Raw genomic sequence first — 16,345 nt, 5'->3', positions numbered from 1 at the left:
ACCACAACAGCTATGGCACAACAGGTTGTAGACTGGCCACTAGATCGCATTCCCAACTAGAATATGTCATTTACTTCTACACCCTCGCTGCGTGAGCAACAACATCCCCTAATTCGTCAGCTAGCTGATTGTATTGAAGCAGCTTGGCATCAGCACCTGGATCTATCGCCCTACCATCTGCCTGATGAGTTGGGGTATGTGGAAGGTAGACTAGAAGGGGAAAAACTGACAATTGAAAATCGTTGCTATCAAACGCCCCAGTTTCGGAAAATGCACTTGGAACTGGCGAAAATCGGAAATATGCTGGATATTTTGCACTGCGTCATGTTTCCCCGTCCCGAATACAACCTGCCAATGTTTGGTTGCGATTTAGTTGGGGGTAGAGGGCAAATTAGTGCAGCGATCGCAGACCTTTCTCCAATCCAAATAGACCGTACCTTACCAGAATCTTATACTTCTGCACTGACACAGCTAACAGTGCTTAACTTTTCCCAACCCCGTGAATTACCTGAATGGGGAGATATTTTTTCAGATTTTTGTATCTTTGTGCGCCCCGGTTCCCCTGAAGAAGAAACAATGTTTCTCTCGCGTGTGCGAGAATTTTTAGACATTCATTGCACCCAAGCGATCGCCTCACATCCTGTTTCAGCTGAACAAGTCACACAAAATCTCGCTGGACAACATAATTACTGCACCAAACAGCAGCAAAACGATAAAACCCGCCGCGTACTAGAAAAAGCTTTTGGCCCAGCTTGGGCAGAAAATTACATGACCACAGTTCTATTTGATCTCCCTACTTAATCATCTCTCTTATCCCCCTCATCTGTAGGCTCTGTTACGTTTTCGCGTAACGGATAAATGTAGAATTCATTCAACGAGAGTTTAATGGAGTCCTAAAACAGCAACAGCGAGAATAGTAAGGTCTTTGAAGCCAATATCACAAAATGGTTTGTTGTCTTGGTAGGTGCAAGCAACTAGCCGTGCTAAGTCATTGACCAGAAAGTTAAGGAAACTCTAATGTTAGAAATGCTCAAGTTGACAGATATTTTTTAGTTAATTAATCCTTGATTCACTTAAGGAAGACTAACTTTTGTACCAAGATTGTATCCAGCAAAGGCAACAATCTATTTTTGATGTTTCTTTTCAATTTTGTGGCTAACTATAGCCGTAGTGAATGTAGCAGTAAAGTACCGCATCATACCAATTTAGGATTTTGTGTATAGACACAATACATCGCGTCTATACATCTAGATTCATACTGCTTGTGAATTTTGCTAACGTTCATTGCACTCAATACTCAGAGTTATTGAATAGCCAGCTACTATAGCGTTTCTAGGTTTCAATACAGACCTAACCCCCAGCCCCTTAAGAGCTAACGTTGGGGAGTATGCCTCAAAGCCTCTCTCCTAAAAGGAGAGAGGAATGGAAGTGAGGTCAAAATGTAGTGCATACAAACAAGAAGCACTATAGAAAACACCATTTTGTAAAGCCATAGTGTTAAGCGTTCATCACGCGATGGATTTTAAGCCATACCCAGCTTTAAACTACTATTGTTTGTCCTAGGTGGCTGGCTGTTGATTAAAAACCCTTTTATTTTTACTTCCATTAGCACAATTCAGGTAAATGGGCAACATACTATGTCAAGGGTGACTGAAAAGCCAAAGCCAAGTGAGCAGGCATTTAATCAAGAACAACCTAAGATTTGGTGGGGTATCGCTGTAGCTGTGCCAATAGTAATCGCTGCTGGGATACTAGGTACAGCAAAAATCGAGCAGCTGAGAAAACTAACTACATCTGCCCCTGTAATGCCATCTACCAATAGCATTAGTGCTGTTGGGCGTTTGGAACCACGAGGCGAAGTTGTTAAATTGTCCGCGCCATCATCAGGATTAGCACCATCGTCACGAATTCAGCAACTTCTGGTGAGAGAGGGTGAACAGGTAAAGCAAGGCCAAATTATCGCAATTTTGGATAACCGCGATACCCAAATAGCCGGACTACAAGAGGCAAAAGCCAAAGTGCAAGAAGCCCGTGCCAATTTAGCGCAAATCAGAGCCGGATCTCCAAGAGATATTCAAGCCCAAAGAGCAGTTATTGCTCGCCTACAAGCACAGTTAATTGGGGAAAGGAATGCAGGACAAGCAACGATCGCGCGGATTGCAGCTCAGTTAAGTGGTGATAAACTTGTCCAACAAGCAACCGTAAATCGCTTAGAAGCTGAACTCAGTGGGCAAAGAGATGCTCTCAGAGCAACAGTCGCACGTATTCGAGCCGAACAGCGCAATGCTCAAGTCGATGCCGGACGCTATGATTATTTATACAGAGAAGGTGCCATTTCTCAGCAAGAGCGGGACAGAAGACGCTTGAGTGCAGTAACTTCTAATCAACAGGTGGCCGAAAGCCAAGCTACGCTAAAGCAAACATTGGCAACTATACGACAGCAACTTGCCGAAGCCAGAGCTACCCAAATACAAAATTTAGCAACTTTGCAACAGCAGCTAATCGAAGCCAAAGTTAACCGTGATAAAACCGTAGCAACTTTGCAAAGACAAATCGATGAAGAAAAGGCCAAACTGAGCAGAATCTTAGACGTTAGTCCTACCGATGTGCAAATAGCGCAAGCCCAAGTTAGTAATGCGATCGCAAATATTAGAAGAGCCGAAGCAGAACTCAAGTTAAGCTACGTTCAAGCACCAATTGCTGGAGAGATTTTAAAAGTTTACACCAAATCAGGCGAAGCGATCGGTGCAAATGGCATTGCTGAAATTGGACAAACCAGCCAAATGTTTGTAATTGCTGAAGTCGCCGAAGACAGTATTGGTAAAGTGCGTATTGGTCAAAACGCCACTATCAGCAGCGATAATGGAGCATTTAGCGGCGAATTAAAAGGAACTGTCACTGAAATTGGCAGAAAAATTGGTAAAAAAGATGTGCTGAATACAGATCCAGCTGCAGATGTGGATGCCAGAGTCGTAGAAGTGAAAATTGCTCTGTCTCCAGAAGATAGCCAGAGAGTTTCTGGTTTAACTTACGCCAAAGTTGTTGTCGATATTAATAACTAATCAAGTTATTGGCGAGCAATAATACCAATTTATGATTTGATATTTTGGATTACAAATGTTCTGATTCTATAAATTTGCTCCGAGTCATCACAATGAATTCAAGGAAAAATCTAAAATTGCTAACTGTGCTTGGATGCCTATAAAATGAGTCAAAAAATACCTCTGTCGTGGCTACAACTAACAAGAGAAAAAACTCGTCTAGCTGTGGCTTTAGCAGGAATTTCCTTTGCTGATATTTTAATGTTTATGCAACTCGGTTTCCGAGATGCCTTATATTATAGTAACGTTAGATTTCATAACAGCTTGCAGGGCGATATTGTTTTAATCAATAGTCAATCCAGTGCTGTTTTGGCGATGAGGAGTTTTTCTCAAAGACGGTTATATAAAGCTTTAGAGTTACCCGCAGTCCAATCAGTACATCCGATATATTTGGACTTTACAATCTGGAAAAATCCTGTAACAGGCCGCCCTCGTAGTATTCTGATATTTGGAATGAACCCAGAAACTAACATAGTTAACTTACCTGGAGTTCAGGAAAATTTAGATAAACTAAAACTGCCTGATGTAGTTTTATATGACCGTTCTTCTAGAGTAGAATATGGCCCAATTGCTGCTAATTATGATCAAGGAAAGACTGTAACCGCAGAAGTGCGAAGACGGCGAATCAAAGTAGAAGGTCTATTTACATTAGGTGCATCATTTGGTGCAGATGGTAATTTAATTACAAGTGATATTAACTTTTTGCGAATATTCAACAATCGTCAAAGAGGATTAATTGATATTGGTTTAATTAGATTAAAACCAGGAGCGAATTCTACAGTTGTAGCCCAAGAGTTACGAAAATATTTACCTAGCGAGGTTAATGTTTTAACCAAGCAAGAATTTATTGATTTTGAGCGGAATTATTGGGCAAATAGTACAGCTATCGGATTTATTTTCACATTAGGGACTGTCATGGGTTTTATTGTGGGGACTGTGATTGTTTATCAAATTCTTTATACAGAAGTTGCAGATCATTTATCTGAATACGCTACTCTTAAGGCAATAGGTTATACACAAAATTATTTATTAACCGTCATTCTTCAAGAAGCTTTGCTGTTAGCAGTATTAGGATATTTGCCTGGAATATTTTTTGCTTTATTTATGTATAAAAGCGCCAGAGAAGCAACTCTGTTACCAGTTTTTATGAGTTTTGATCGTGCCGTGATGGTGTTGATTCTGACTATACTAATGTGTATTATCTCTGGGGCGATCGCAGTCCGAAAATTACGTTCTGCCGATCCAGCAGATATCTTTTAGTTAATTAAACATTAATTAAAATATAGTATTTATATTTCTATACTAAAATCAATATTTAAGAAAACTTAATTTTTTGGTAGGCACTACAAAGTCTCAAGATTACTAACTTATAACCAACCAAAATATGATGGGAAAAGAACCTGTAATTGCCATTAAAAATCTCAATCACTACTATGGCAAAGGGGCACTAAAAAAACAGATATTGTTTGACATAAACCTAGAAATTTATCCAGGTGAAATTGTAATTATGACTGGGCCATCAGGTTCAGGTAAAACAACATTACTGAGCTTAATTGGTGGCTTGCGCTCAGTACAAGAGGGAAGTTTAAAATTTTTAGGTGAAGAACTCTTTGGCGTTAATCAGAACAAATTGGTGCAGATGCGACGCAACATTGGCTATATTTTCCAAGCTCACAATTTGTTAGGTTTCTTGACAGCGAAGCAAAATGTACAAATGGCGGTAGAATTGAATGATAATATTTCTCAAATAGAAGCAGTGGCTAAATCAAAAGCCATGCTTGGTTCTGTTGGGCTAGATGAACGAGTTGATTACTACCCAGACAATCTTTCTGGTGGACAAAAACAAAGAATTGCGATCGCTCGCGCATTGGTGAATCGCCCCCCCCTGGTGCTAGCAGACGAACCAACAGCTGCATTAGACAAACAATCAGGACGCGATGTTGTAGAAATAATGCAGAGTCTGGCTAAAAATCAGGGAACTACTATCTTATTAGTGACACACGACAACCGCATTTTAGATATAGCCGATCGCATCGTAGAAATGGAAGATGGTCTTTTAACTCGTAATTCCCCCAATACAGCTATTCAGTCATGATTCCGAAGCGAGAAATCACAGCTGATAACTAAGCTGTGACGCAAATAAACATAGCCTATTTACTCGTAAAAGTCATTCTTTGTCATTGGTCATTTGTATTTACAAAGCACAAATGACTAATGATTAATGACAGCCATAATTTATTGTCTTGCCGAGCCTGATTTTTTCATTCCAGGTTGGTTTGGTGGCATTGGGGCATTTGGTTGGCGACTAGTGCGAAAAGTTACATTTACGCCTTCATTCGATTGCTCCAGTACCAGTAGAGGCGTAGGTTTAGCCTTTTGATCCCAATGCATAGTAGCAATCCGACCTTGAATTGTTGGTTGCCAACTATCTTCGTCTTCTATAGGGCTTAGATAAGTTTCTATACAGTCAATAATTTGACTAATAGTCGCAGAAGTTGCTTGCGTCGGTAACTTCATTAACCGGATTTGAATACGAAACAGCACTCGCTTGGCAGAGTTCCCTGGACTACCAGTCTCATACTCTACATCAAAAATTTCATCTACTTGCCGTCCAGCACTATTAGCAATTCCGACTGTTCCTTGTTGAGCTTGATTTGGCCGCAGAGCTTGAGAAACTTTCTCTTTGATTTGAATCTTCACTTGATTCAGGATTGCAAAATGAAACACCTCCTCTGACATCCGCATTCGCAGATAATCTAAATTAAAGTCCCGTGAGTTGACTAAATCGGGATTAGTTTCCATTTTGCGAATTGTTTCCAGCGCCAGCTTAAACTTTTTCTCTAATTCTCGCGCACGGAATTGTTCAAACTTAAGTTTTTTCTCCAGCTTATTCATCTGGAGCTTACTATACACAATTAAAGCAATCACCATTAAAGCCAGTCCTCCAGAGGTTATCACCAATAATGGTGGTAGTTGAGGATTACTTGCTGGCACTTCCTGGGATGCTTTTTTAAGCTTTCCTGGGGTTTGGGCAAGAAACATCGAAGTGGGCATGGTTGGAAAACTGAAAAACTTGACTCCTGATGTTTAGGATGCCCAAATCTTCAATGCCATCTTGCTGTATGATTAATATTTTTTACATCGTTTTAAAACCACGTATGTCCAGACACCAGAGCATCCCTGTCCTGTCTGAGTTTTCATCTACAAGCTTTCTTCATATTCGTCTGATAGCCACAGATATGGATGGCACTCTGACTAGACGAGGAAAATTTACTCCTGCACTGCTGCAAGCTTTAGAGGATTTAGCCGCAGCTGACATTAAAGTAATGATTGTCACAGGACGTTCTGCTGGGTGGGTGAGTGGATTGAGTAGTTTGATGCCAGTGGCAGGTGCTATGGCAGAAAATGGTGGTTTGTACTTTCCACCTGGAAACCAGAAACCAGTAGTCTTAACACCCATTCCCGATTTAGCTAAACATCGCCAGCACTTGGCTATGACTTTTGAGAATTTACAAACTAAATTTCCCCAAATCCAAGAATCTGCTGATAATCGCTTTCGCATCACCGACTGGACTTTTGATGTAGCTGCTTTGCGTCAAGACGAACTACAAACCCTGGATAGTCTTTGTCAACAAATGGGTTGGGGATTTACCTATAGCAACGTGCAGTGTCACATTAAACCCCAAGGGCAAGATAAAGCTGTGGGATTGTTGCAGGTATTGCGCGAATATTTGCCCCAGTACTCACCAGAACAAATTGTTACTGTGGGCGATAGTCCCAATGATGAAAGTTTATTTGATCGGCGTTATTTTCCTGTTTCTGTAGGCGTGGCGAATGTTATGGAATATGTGAATCAGTTGAAATATCACCCTGCTTATATTACTCACGCTGCCGAAGGCGAGGGATTTTGTGAGTTATCTAATTATATTTTGAAAAGCTTGCACATCTCAAGTTAAGGAGAAGTAGAGTTGTTCTACAATAATCTCGTAGCACTGATTTTACAACTATGACGGCTACTCTACCTGTTAATGTCGAATCAGAAATCTTCTACCCCAGTGCTGATGGTCAACCAGTAGGAGAAATCTACGAACCTATACAAGATGGACGCAGTGAACCATTACAACTGCGTTTGGTGGTTGAGGGAAGGCTAATTGGGTTTTATCGAGAGAATACGGGAGAAAAATTACTGATACCAAATGAACAGGCAGAGGCTTTAAGGCAGGAAGTTTTAGCAAGACAGCAAGCAGAAGAACTGGCAGAACAAGAACGCCAACGAGCAGAACAGGAACGCCAACGAGCAGAACAGGCAGAATTGCAGATAGAGCAGTTAAAGGCAAGGTTGCGATCGCCCTTGGCGTTGGCGCAGCCATCGCTTAATGTAGATCCTGATACTATTCAGTAACACGCAGGGTGTAATTAGACATGGATTTTATCGTGCCAACTTACTTATGGGTTAAGTATTGCTACAAAGAGGTTTCTAAAAACCACTCATAACCTGCTTTAAACTGAGATTTACCATTTTGTTCAATTATGCTGCCATGCGCCATAATTACTCGTTCAAAATCCCAAGCAAGAAGCTGTTGAATTGACCATTTGACTTTGACTTTATCCTGAGTTGCAAATTTCTCCAATATTGATGGACGAAGTTGGTTGTAACCACCTAGAAGTTTGGCTATAAACCTTGTACTTGGCGAACATTGATCATCAAAATGAAAAACTGTATCGGTGACAATCAAAGTTCGGCTTTTGATATGAAAGAAGACGCATTCATTGAGTGGTGAACATCCGCTAGTATCTAATGTGTTGAATCCTTGTACTAATAAATACTCAACTCCATTAATCTGGTGAATGCTGCGATCGCTAATAATATAGTCAATTTGCAAATCTGGTCGTTTACGCTCCAGACCAGATACTGCCCATAGTTTGGCATGGGGGTAACACAGCTTGAAGTCAGCAACAAATAGATGATGGTACAAATTGGGGGCGACAATATAAATCACTTCTCCCAATTGATTTAGCTCATTGATAGTTGCGTCATCCATCTCAATAGGCGAGACCACCATTAATTTACCAATGGTCAGACGAATCACAGTCATCCTCGTCCCTACTTCCAAGCCAAAATATTTTAGAGGTTGTTCAGCAACCCAAAGGTCGGTATCAATTGCTTTAAGCATTATAATTTTTGAGTTAGAACCGTCGCTAGACTATAAAAATTGCTGCACGCTGTAGTAAAGACAAGCCAAACTGCCGACGATATAAACTAACCAAGTTCCGAAAAAACCAATCGCCCTGCCCGGTGATGGGCCATAAGTCTGTATCAATCCCCAGGCATGGGCAATCCTAGCTAATGTCAAAAGAGTCCCTAGCATCCACAACAGTCCTCTCCCAGCCTGCATACACTCTAGGGCAATTAGGAATATAAGGCCAAGGGGTACGTATTCTGTAAAGTTACCATGCGCTCGGATAGTACGCTGCAACACCCCGTCTTCGATATTTTTCGTGACAGAAGATTGTTGTGTCATGTTTTCCACAAACTCTGCCCAAGCATTCGGATGATCTAGATAATTGGGCTGTGAAGCAACCTCAGATGTAGACGCACCATGCCAAATCCGAGTACGGGTGCGTTCCATTGCCACTCGATAGGATAAACCTAGAGCAATTAGCCCATGACAGCCAATAAAGAAAGTTGAAATGGGAATCAGAACAGGCATTGACAATCACTCGAATCAAAATCTTAACTTTGAAAATACTTGACCGCAATTGTTCCTGTCTTTTCAATTCTTGCGGAATATCGAAATCTACTTTTTGAGACAATAGGGTTGAAGCATTTAAATTGCTATTAATTGCCTGTGCCGATGAATCTGCTAAAAGAGTTTTTGTTCAATCCCCCAGAATGTAAAATTCCCCTTGATCAGCCCCCACTAGAAGCTCTACCCCAGTGGGGACACTGGCTAGAAACACCAGAGTTGATGGTAGCAATCATTCCGCCAGGACATTTAGAAGTCAATATTCGCTCACCACTTAACCTTGTGGTAACAAGTTTTGGGGAAACTCGTGGGATTGCTGCCTTCAATGCTGATCGACTGCAACCTTACCAAGCACTACCAGGAGGTTTTGATATTGTGCCTCAAGGCAGTACTTATACTTCGGTGGAAGATGCTTCTTGTTTTGTAGTGTTTGGATATTCCCAATCTTTTCTAGAACGCATAGTCAAAGTGGAAGCAGAGGGACAGACAATTGAATTGCAGCCAGGGCAAATTCCCAAAACTCATTGGGGCTTGAGTGCTGCGATCGCTATGCAAGAGTTTTTTTATAATGGGCAAACTGGTGGTGCATTCTACTTAGAATCAGTTGCAACGGCGGTGTTGGCACAGATAATTTACCGACGTTCAAATCTATCTGGACGGCTCAAACGTTCACCAGAGTTTTTAGACCCAAATTTGTTAAAGCTTGTCTTGGAATACATTAGAGCAAATCTATCCCAAGAACTTAACCTAAACCAGATTGCTGCCACAGTAGGATTCAGCCCCTATCATTTCGCACGAGCATTTAAGGTAACAACTGGACTATCACCTTATCAGTATGTCCTTCGGTGTCGGCTAGAACTTGCCCAAAAACTGTTACAAAACCAAAAGCGATCGCTGGCACTAGTAGCCGCAGAAGCGGGATTTGGCAACCAGAGTCACATGACATCTGTGTTTCAACGAATGCTACACACAACTCCCAAGCGTTATCAGCAAGAATTAAGCTCATCCCACCCCTAAAAGGGTATGGGATTTAACGTTGATGACGTCGGGGCCTCATCCCATCTTTAGAAAGAGTGGGTTTTCCCGACGCCTTTTTATAAGAACGTTAGCGTTTTATTTCCAACTCCACTATAAAATCCCAGACCAATGTAATGTAGAGTCAAGAATTTACCTTTAAATACTGAAGTATAAATTATGCAAGAAATTGAAAGATTTTTTGGCAACTTGTTCAGTGGCATAATCAACCGCTTTAAGTATTCTGCAATGGATGCTGCTGATCGAAAAATAAGAGAAACTATCGACGAGCAAATTGAACAACGGCGGCCAAAACCCAAGCCTAAGGATCAAGAAGACCGCGATTTGTAATTCGTAATCCTCGCCTCTAGCAAGAAGCAAGCTACGTAATTCGTAATTTTTGAGTTAAATACAAGAATAGCGTTCCTATTATTGAGTGGGCGGCGCTATTTTATCACCCTTACCAAACTACAACTTTTGCAAATGTGCTAACCTAGTATGGTTAACTAATCTCGCACATCTGAGAATTCGGGTGTTTCCCGGTTGGGAAATGCACTTGGATGGAGGTTTAACCCGAATAGGAGTTAGAAAATATATGCCAGTAGTTTCATTGGCTCAAATGATGGAGTCAGGGGTTCACTTCGGGCATCAGACCCGGCGCTGGAACCCAAAAATGTCTCCTTACATTTATACTTCCCGCAATGGTGTGCATATTATCGACTTGGTGCAAACTGCCCAGTTGATGGATAATGCCTACAACTACATGCGATCGCACGCTGAACAAGGGAAGAAGTTTCTTTTTGTTGGCACCAAGCGCCAAGCAGCTGGAATTATCGCCCAAGAAGCCAGCCGTTGTGGTTCCCATTACATTAACCAACGCTGGTTGGGCGGAATGTTGACCAACTGGGCAACCATCAAAACACGGGTAGATCGTCTAAAAGATTTAGAACGCCGTGAGGAAACTGGCGCGCTAGATTTATTACCGAAAAAAGAAGCATCAATGCTACGTCGGGAAATGACGAAGCTTCAGAAATACTTGGGCGGCATTAAAACAATGCGGAAAGTACCCGATATTGTGGTAATCGTAGACCAACGGCGGGAATATAACGCAGTTCAAGAATGCCAAAAGCTGAGTATTCCCATTGTGTCCATGTTGGATACAAACTGTGACCCAGATGTAGTAGATATCCCCATCCCCGCAAACGACGATGCTATCAGATCCATTAAGCTGATAGTCGGAAAATTGGCGGATGCAATTTATGAGGGCCGTCATGGTCAGCTGGATGTTGAAGACGATTACGAAGATTACGACGGTAGTGAGTATGACGATGACTACGAAGAAACCGAATATACTGATGCCGTAATTCCCGACGAGGAAACAGAAGAATAGTAGTGTTGGCGGAAAGCTAAGGTTTAGCCCGTGAAGAGTGCTGAGTGCTTAGTAAGATAGAAAGACTCAGCAAATTGGATAGTGCTGAGTCTTGATTTTTGAAGTTGTAAGTTGTGATTTGTCAATGAAGAATAAAATTGATAACTGAACACTCAAAACTCAGCACGGGCTAAACGCCCCGCTAACGCTAACAAAACTCAGCACTCACCACTAAATTAGGTGAGCAATTACAACTCGAGGTCAAGTTAGGAATTGAGGCAACATGGCGGAAATATCTGCAAAACTCGTCCAAGAGCTACGCCAAAAAACTGGTGCAGGCATGATGGACTGCAAAAAGGCGCTGATAGAAACTGAAGGCAATGTAGAAGAAGCCGCCGACTGGCTACGGAAAAAGGGCATCTCTAAGGCAGGGGCAAAAAGCGATCGCATTGCGGCAGAAGGTCTAGTAGACACTTACATTCAACCCGGTGGTCGAGTAGGTGTACTTATCGAAGTCAACTGTCAAACTGACTTTGTAGCTCGTAACGAGGCTTTTAAAGCTTTAGTTAAGAACCTGGCAAAACAAGCAGCAACTGCTGATAATGTTGAGTCTTTATTGGCTCAACCCTATGCTGATAGTCCAAGCGCCACTGTAGAAGAATTTATCAAGCAAACTATTGCTACGCTTGGTGAAAATATCCAAGTGCGTCGCTTTATCAATTTTGCACTAGCAGAAGGCACATCAGGTGTAGTAGACAGCTACATTCACACTGGCGGTCGAGTTGGTGTATTAGTAGAACTGGGTTCTCAAGCGGAATCAGTAGCTGCTAATCCAGAGTTTCAAAGCTTGGCACGGAACACTGCAATGCAAGTTGCGGCTTGTCCAAATGTCGAGTATGTGAGCGTAGATCAAATCCCCGCCGAAATTGCCCAAAAGGAAAAAGACATTGAAATGGGCAAGGATGATTTGGCCAACAAGCCAGATAACATCAAAGAAAAGATTGTTCAGGGACGGATTGAAAAACGCCTGAAAGAATTGACTTTGATCGATCAACCTTACATTCGCGATCAGAGTATTTCCGTCGAAGACCTCTTGAAGCAAGCGAAGACGCAATTAGGCACAGAGATTAATGTGACTCGCTTTGTCCGCTATATATTGGGCGAAGGCATTGACAAACAAGAGATGAGCTTTGCTGATGAAGTCGCTGCACAAATTGGCAGCAAGTAATATTGGTCATTGGTCATTAGTTTTTACCAAGGACTAAGGACAAATGATTCTTTAACAAACAGGTCAAGCAAATAGCCTGACCTGTGTTTTTTTTAGTGGATACACGAAATATCGCATTTAATTTAAAATCTAAAGACCTTTGGGAAGTTACTATAAAATAAATTCGTACATTTGTACTATGCAATAGTTCACATGGACAAGAATGAAAAGATATGGCAAGAGCAATCGAGCGAATTGAACGAGATATTGCAGCACTAAAAGAAGCGATTCGGGCGATCGCAGTAGAACTACAAAGGGCTTATGCTAGTTATCTAAACACCTTAGGATCATCTGTAGGAAAACAGTTGATTCTGGCAAGTTACCACCTTTGTACCCAAGGGTATCCCGAAAACTTTCTGCATTTATCATTAAATCAGCGCCAGCAATTGCAACAAGCTATCCGCAAGTTGGGTCAAGTTGCAGCAGAGCAATTGCTCGCTTGTATTAAAAGTCAGGAAGCTGAAGTAGATAAGGGAGATGACGAAGATGACGAAGATGACGAAGATGACGAAGATGAGGGCAATAAGGAAGTAACATCTTCTGAACTTCTCGACACCTCGAATTCTCAGTCTTTCACCGCCGACACCTCTAATCCTATAGAACTGGCAAAATGGCAGCAGAACTTAGAAGAGGTCACGCAAGAGATACTGAAAAAACTTTCCCATGATGCTAATCTTTTATTACAAAAATCTGGGGTATTACCCAAAAAATTACCAGAACCGATTTTAGCGGCTGCGGCGGCTGCGGCATCAGAAGCATCTGCCGAGGCTATGCCAGGGCCACCAAACTTATTAAACTTAGTAATTGAAATTGAAAATGAGCAGCAGTCAGAAGATTCCGGGCTGACGCAAATCATGGCTATTAACCTGCGGCTAGGAGAAATTGAATTTGCTGATGTGGCACTCTCCTCTGAGCGCAGGCAAATCCGCAGTATTTTAGTTCAGCTAAACAAGCTAGGACGAGAGTATCAAAAGAAACATCGAGAAAAAGCGATCGCAGAAGCTGAAGCTGCATGGCGTGCTAGTTGGTTTGAATAAAGTTATGAGTTATGAATTATGAGTTATGAGTTATTTATTCCTAACTCCTCACTCCTATGTCTATTGACCAATGACTAATGAAGAACCAGATTGGATAAGATTGCACAAAGCCTTGGCAATAGAAGCCGAACGAGGCTTTACAGACTTAGTGGGCAGACAATACCGCTTCAGTGAATTTCTGAGCCTAACTTTGGGCAAATTCCCAACAGGCTTACCCCAAACTGAACGCCGCCGTTGGCAAGGACTAGCGGTGCAATTTGCTAGTTATCCACATCTGGCACTGAAAGAAAGACAACATTTAGTAGCAGAGACTCGTAGGTATCTCTCCCAATTACAGCAGGGGGAGCAGGGGGAGCAGGGGAAGCAGGGGAGCAGGGGAGCAGGGGAGCAAGGGAAAACTTATCAATCAAAAATCAAAAATCAAAAATCAAAAATCGTTTCTGAGGTGAGTCGGAGGCTTGCACCGAACATTGACCAAAAACTTAGCGATTTACCAGAAATAGGCTTCAAAAAAGCTGATAATTTGGCACGGCTTGGTTTACACACTGTCCGCGACTTGCTTTTCTACTATCCTCGTGACCACATTGATTACGCGCGTCAGGTGAATATCCGCGAGTTACAGGCGGGTGAAACGGTGACAATAGTGGCTACAGTGAAGCGTTGCAACTGCTTTACCAGCCCTAAAAATCAGAAATTATCAATTTTGGAACTGGTTGTAAAAGATAACAGTGGTCAAATCAAAATTGGTCGTTTTTACGCAGGCACACGTTTTAGCAGTCGCGCTTGGCAAGAAAGTTTAAAACGTCGTTATCCAGTAGGTAGTATTTTAGCGGCGTGTGGGTTGGTAAAAGAAAGCAAATACGGCTTGACACTGGATAATCCAGAACTAGAGGTTTTGGCAAATCCAGGAGATACGATCGAGTCGCTAAATATTGGGCGGGTGGTGCCAATTTATGGACTGACTGAAGGCGTGATGGCGAATACAGTGCGACAGGCGGTAATAACTGCTTTACCTGCTGCGGCTAACTTGAAAGACCCTTTACCAAGTGGTTTGCGACAAAAGTATGGTTTGATGGAATTGAAAGATGCGATCGCTAATATCCATTTTCCCAGCGATAGCGCCGCCTTACAAATTGCCCGTCGTCGCTTAGTTTTTGATGAATTTTTCTATCTACAACTTGGGTTACTGCAACGTCAGCAGCAAGCAAGGGCGATTCAAACCAGCGCCATCCTCGTTCCACGCGGTCAACTTGTAGAGAAATTCCACGAAATACTGCCTTTTCAACTCACTGGCGCACAGCAACGAGTTCTCAATGATATTCTTAATGACTTACAAAAACCTGTGCCAATGAATCGTTTGGTGCAAGGCGATGTCGGTTCTGGTAAAACAGTTGTCGCCGTGCTAGCTATACTCGCAGCAATTCAATCTGGCTATCAAGCGGCGCTGATGGCTCCCACAGAAGTTTTGGCAGAACAGCATTATCGCAAGTTAGTTAGCTGGTTTAACCTCTTACATTTACCAGTGGAATTACTGACAGGTTCTACTAAAACTGCTAAACGAAGACAAATACATTCTCAGTTAGGAACTGGTGAATTACCTCTGTTAGTGGGAACTCATGCCCTGATTCAAGACCCCGTAAACTTCCATCAACTTGGATTAGTGGTGATTGATGAGCAGCATCGCTTTGGGGTAGAACAACGGGCGCGTTTACAGCAAAAAGGTGAGCAACCCCATGTGTTAACTATGACAGCTACCCCGATTCCCCGAACCTTAGCACTCACAATACACGGGGATTTGGATGTGAGCCAGATTGATGAGTTACCGCCAGGACGACAAAAAATTCAGACAACAGTATTATCAGGGCAGCAACGCAACCATGCTTACGACCTCATCCGGCGAGAAATTGCCCAAGGTAGACAGGTTTATGTCGTTTTGCCTTTGGTGGAAGAATCAGAAAAACTGGATCTGCGATCGGCGACTGAGGAGCATCAAAAGCTACAAGAAAGCGTTTTTCCCGACTTTCAAGTAGGGCTGCTACACGGTCGTATGAGTTCAGCCGACAAGGATGAAGCGATTACTAAATTTCGTGATAACCAAACGCAAATTTTGGTTTCCACTACCGTTGTCGAGGTTGGTGTAGACGTACCTAATGCTACAGTTATGCTCATTGAAAATGCAGAGCGATTTGGCTTATCGCAATTGCACCAACTGCGGGGGCGTGTCGGTCGTGGCGCGGCTCAGTCTTATTGTCTGTTGATGAGCAGTTCCAGAAGTCCTGATGCTCAACAACGGTTGAAGGTGTTGGAACAATCTCAGGATGGCTTTTTCATCTCCGAGATGGATATGCGTTTTCGCGGCCCTGGGCAAGTACTCGGAACTCGTCAATCTGGAGTGCCAGATTTTACATTGGCAAGCTTGGTTGAAGATGAAGAAGTTTTACTTTTAGCGCGGCAAGCAGCAGAGAAAATAATAGAGATGGATGCAACTTTAGAGCGTTGGTATTTGATGAAAGAAGAGTTGAAGTATCGGTATGAACGGTTGATGGGTGGGGCGATATTGACTTAAGGGACTTGCAAAAAATAAATTATTCCAAATTATTTTTACATTGGTAGGGGCGCAAGGCGTTGCGCCCCTATGTTCGCGAAGCGTCCCGCAGGGATGGGATATTTTTTTAACGTGAGTTCGATGAACCTCTCCCCCTCAGCCTCCCTTTCCGTTTCGGAAAGGGAGGAGCAACGAAAAATTCAGCTTTTTGCTCCCCTCTCCGTGTCGGAGAAAGGTTGGGGGAGAGGTCAAATAAGACTTGTCG

General features: G+C 42.4%; 14 protein-coding genes and 1 pseudogene. 12 read left to right on the top strand and 3 right to left on the bottom strand.

Going from position 1 to position 16,345, the window contains the following annotated elements; all coding sequences use genetic code 11:
• Positions 1–63: 63 nt before the first annotated feature.
• From H6G26_RS10070 to H6G26_RS10055, 4 genes are all read left to right on the top strand, one after another.
• Positions 64–801 carry a phycocyanobilin:ferredoxin oxidoreductase gene (locus H6G26_RS10070; RefSeq protein WP_190729114.1) on the top strand — a complete coding sequence of 246 codons (738 nt, stop codon included), beginning with the start codon at positions 64–66 and terminating at the stop codon, positions 799–801.
• A gap of 836 nt (positions 802–1,637) precedes the next feature.
• On the top strand, positions 1,638–3,062 hold the full coding sequence (locus tag H6G26_RS10065) for an HlyD family efflux transporter periplasmic adaptor subunit (protein ID WP_190729113.1): 1,425 nt from the start codon (positions 1,638–1,640) through the stop codon (positions 3,060–3,062).
• A gap of 144 nt (positions 3,063–3,206) precedes the next feature.
• Positions 3,207–4,361: an ABC transporter permease DevC gene (gene devC / locus H6G26_RS10060; RefSeq protein ID WP_190729112.1), complete on the top strand. Its 1,155-nt coding sequence runs from the start codon at positions 3,207–3,209 to the stop codon at positions 4,359–4,361.
• A 124-nt stretch (positions 4,362–4,485) separates the two neighbouring features.
• Positions 4,486–5,196 carry a DevA family ABC transporter ATP-binding protein gene (locus H6G26_RS10055; RefSeq protein WP_190729111.1) on the top strand — a complete coding sequence of 237 codons (711 nt, stop codon included), beginning with the start codon at positions 4,486–4,488 and terminating at the stop codon, positions 5,194–5,196.
• Positions 5,197–5,336: 140 nt separating this feature from the next.
• Here the strand turns inward: H6G26_RS10055 and H6G26_RS10050 are convergent, their stop codons facing one another.
• Positions 5,337–6,155, bottom strand: a complete 819-nt coding sequence (locus H6G26_RS10050) for a hypothetical protein (RefSeq protein WP_190729110.1) — start codon at positions 6,153–6,155, stop codon at positions 5,337–5,339.
• 104 nt (positions 6,156–6,259) lie between these two features.
• Here H6G26_RS10050 and H6G26_RS10045 point away from each other — a divergent pair, with 104 nt between their 5' ends.
• Together H6G26_RS10045 and H6G26_RS10040 are read left to right on the top strand one after the other, a co-directional pair.
• Complete coding sequence (locus H6G26_RS10045; protein ID WP_190729109.1) at positions 6,260–7,057, top strand: HAD family hydrolase; 798 nt, start codon at positions 6,260–6,262, stop codon at positions 7,055–7,057.
• 122 nt (positions 7,058–7,179) lie between these two features.
• Positions 7,180–7,503, top strand: a pseudogene (locus H6G26_RS10040) (Uma2 family endonuclease); the annotation flags it as partial.
• Positions 7,504–7,564: 61 nt separating this feature from the next.
• Here the strand turns inward: H6G26_RS10040 and H6G26_RS10035 are convergent.
• Both H6G26_RS10035 and H6G26_RS10030 read right to left on the bottom strand, forming a co-directional pair.
• Positions 7,565–8,275, bottom strand: a complete 711-nt coding sequence (locus H6G26_RS10035) for a DUF4336 domain-containing protein (protein ID WP_190729107.1) — start codon at positions 8,273–8,275, stop codon at positions 7,565–7,567.
• A gap of 30 nt (positions 8,276–8,305) precedes the next feature.
• Positions 8,306–8,812: an MAPEG family protein gene (locus H6G26_RS10030; protein WP_190729106.1), complete on the bottom strand. Its 507-nt coding sequence runs from the start codon at positions 8,810–8,812 to the stop codon at positions 8,306–8,308.
• Positions 8,813–8,956: 144 nt separating this feature from the next.
• Here H6G26_RS10030 and H6G26_RS10025 point away from each other — a divergent pair, with 144 nt between their 5' ends.
• From H6G26_RS10025 to recG, 6 genes are all read left to right on the top strand, one after another.
• Positions 8,957–9,865, top strand: a complete 909-nt coding sequence (locus H6G26_RS10025) for an AraC family transcriptional regulator (protein ID WP_190729105.1) — start codon at positions 8,957–8,959, stop codon at positions 9,863–9,865.
• Between the two features lie 177 nt (positions 9,866–10,042).
• On the top strand, positions 10,043–10,213 hold the full coding sequence (locus tag H6G26_RS10020) for a hypothetical protein (RefSeq protein WP_190729104.1): 171 nt from the start codon (positions 10,043–10,045) through the stop codon (positions 10,211–10,213).
• Positions 10,214–10,457: 244 nt separating this feature from the next.
• Entirely contained in the window at positions 10,458–11,252 is a 795-nt protein-coding gene (rpsB, locus tag H6G26_RS10015; protein ID WP_190729103.1) for a 30S ribosomal protein S2, read from the top strand.
• Positions 11,253–11,514: 262 nt separating this feature from the next.
• On the top strand, positions 11,515–12,459 hold the full coding sequence (gene tsf, locus H6G26_RS10010) for a translation elongation factor Ts (RefSeq protein ID WP_190729102.1): 945 nt from the start codon (positions 11,515–11,517) through the stop codon (positions 12,457–12,459).
• Positions 12,460–12,671: 212 nt separating this feature from the next.
• Positions 12,672–13,535, top strand: a complete 864-nt coding sequence (locus tag H6G26_RS10005) for a hypothetical protein (RefSeq protein WP_190729101.1) — start codon at positions 12,672–12,674, stop codon at positions 13,533–13,535.
• A 70-nt stretch (positions 13,536–13,605) separates the two neighbouring features.
• Positions 13,606–16,101, top strand: coding sequence for an ATP-dependent DNA helicase RecG (gene recG, locus H6G26_RS10000; RefSeq protein WP_190729100.1), 2,496 nt, complete (start codon positions 13,606–13,608; stop codon positions 16,099–16,101).
• Positions 16,102–16,345: the final 244 nt, after the last annotated feature.

Origin of the sequence: Nostoc sp. FACHB-888, from assembly GCF_014696655.1 — a bacterium.
Taxonomy (GTDB): Bacteria; Cyanobacteriota; Cyanobacteriia; order Cyanobacteriales; family Nostocaceae; genus Nostoc.
The sequence above is the reverse complement of the archived record's forward strand: the minus strand, read 5'-3'. Positions and strand labels throughout refer to the sequence as shown.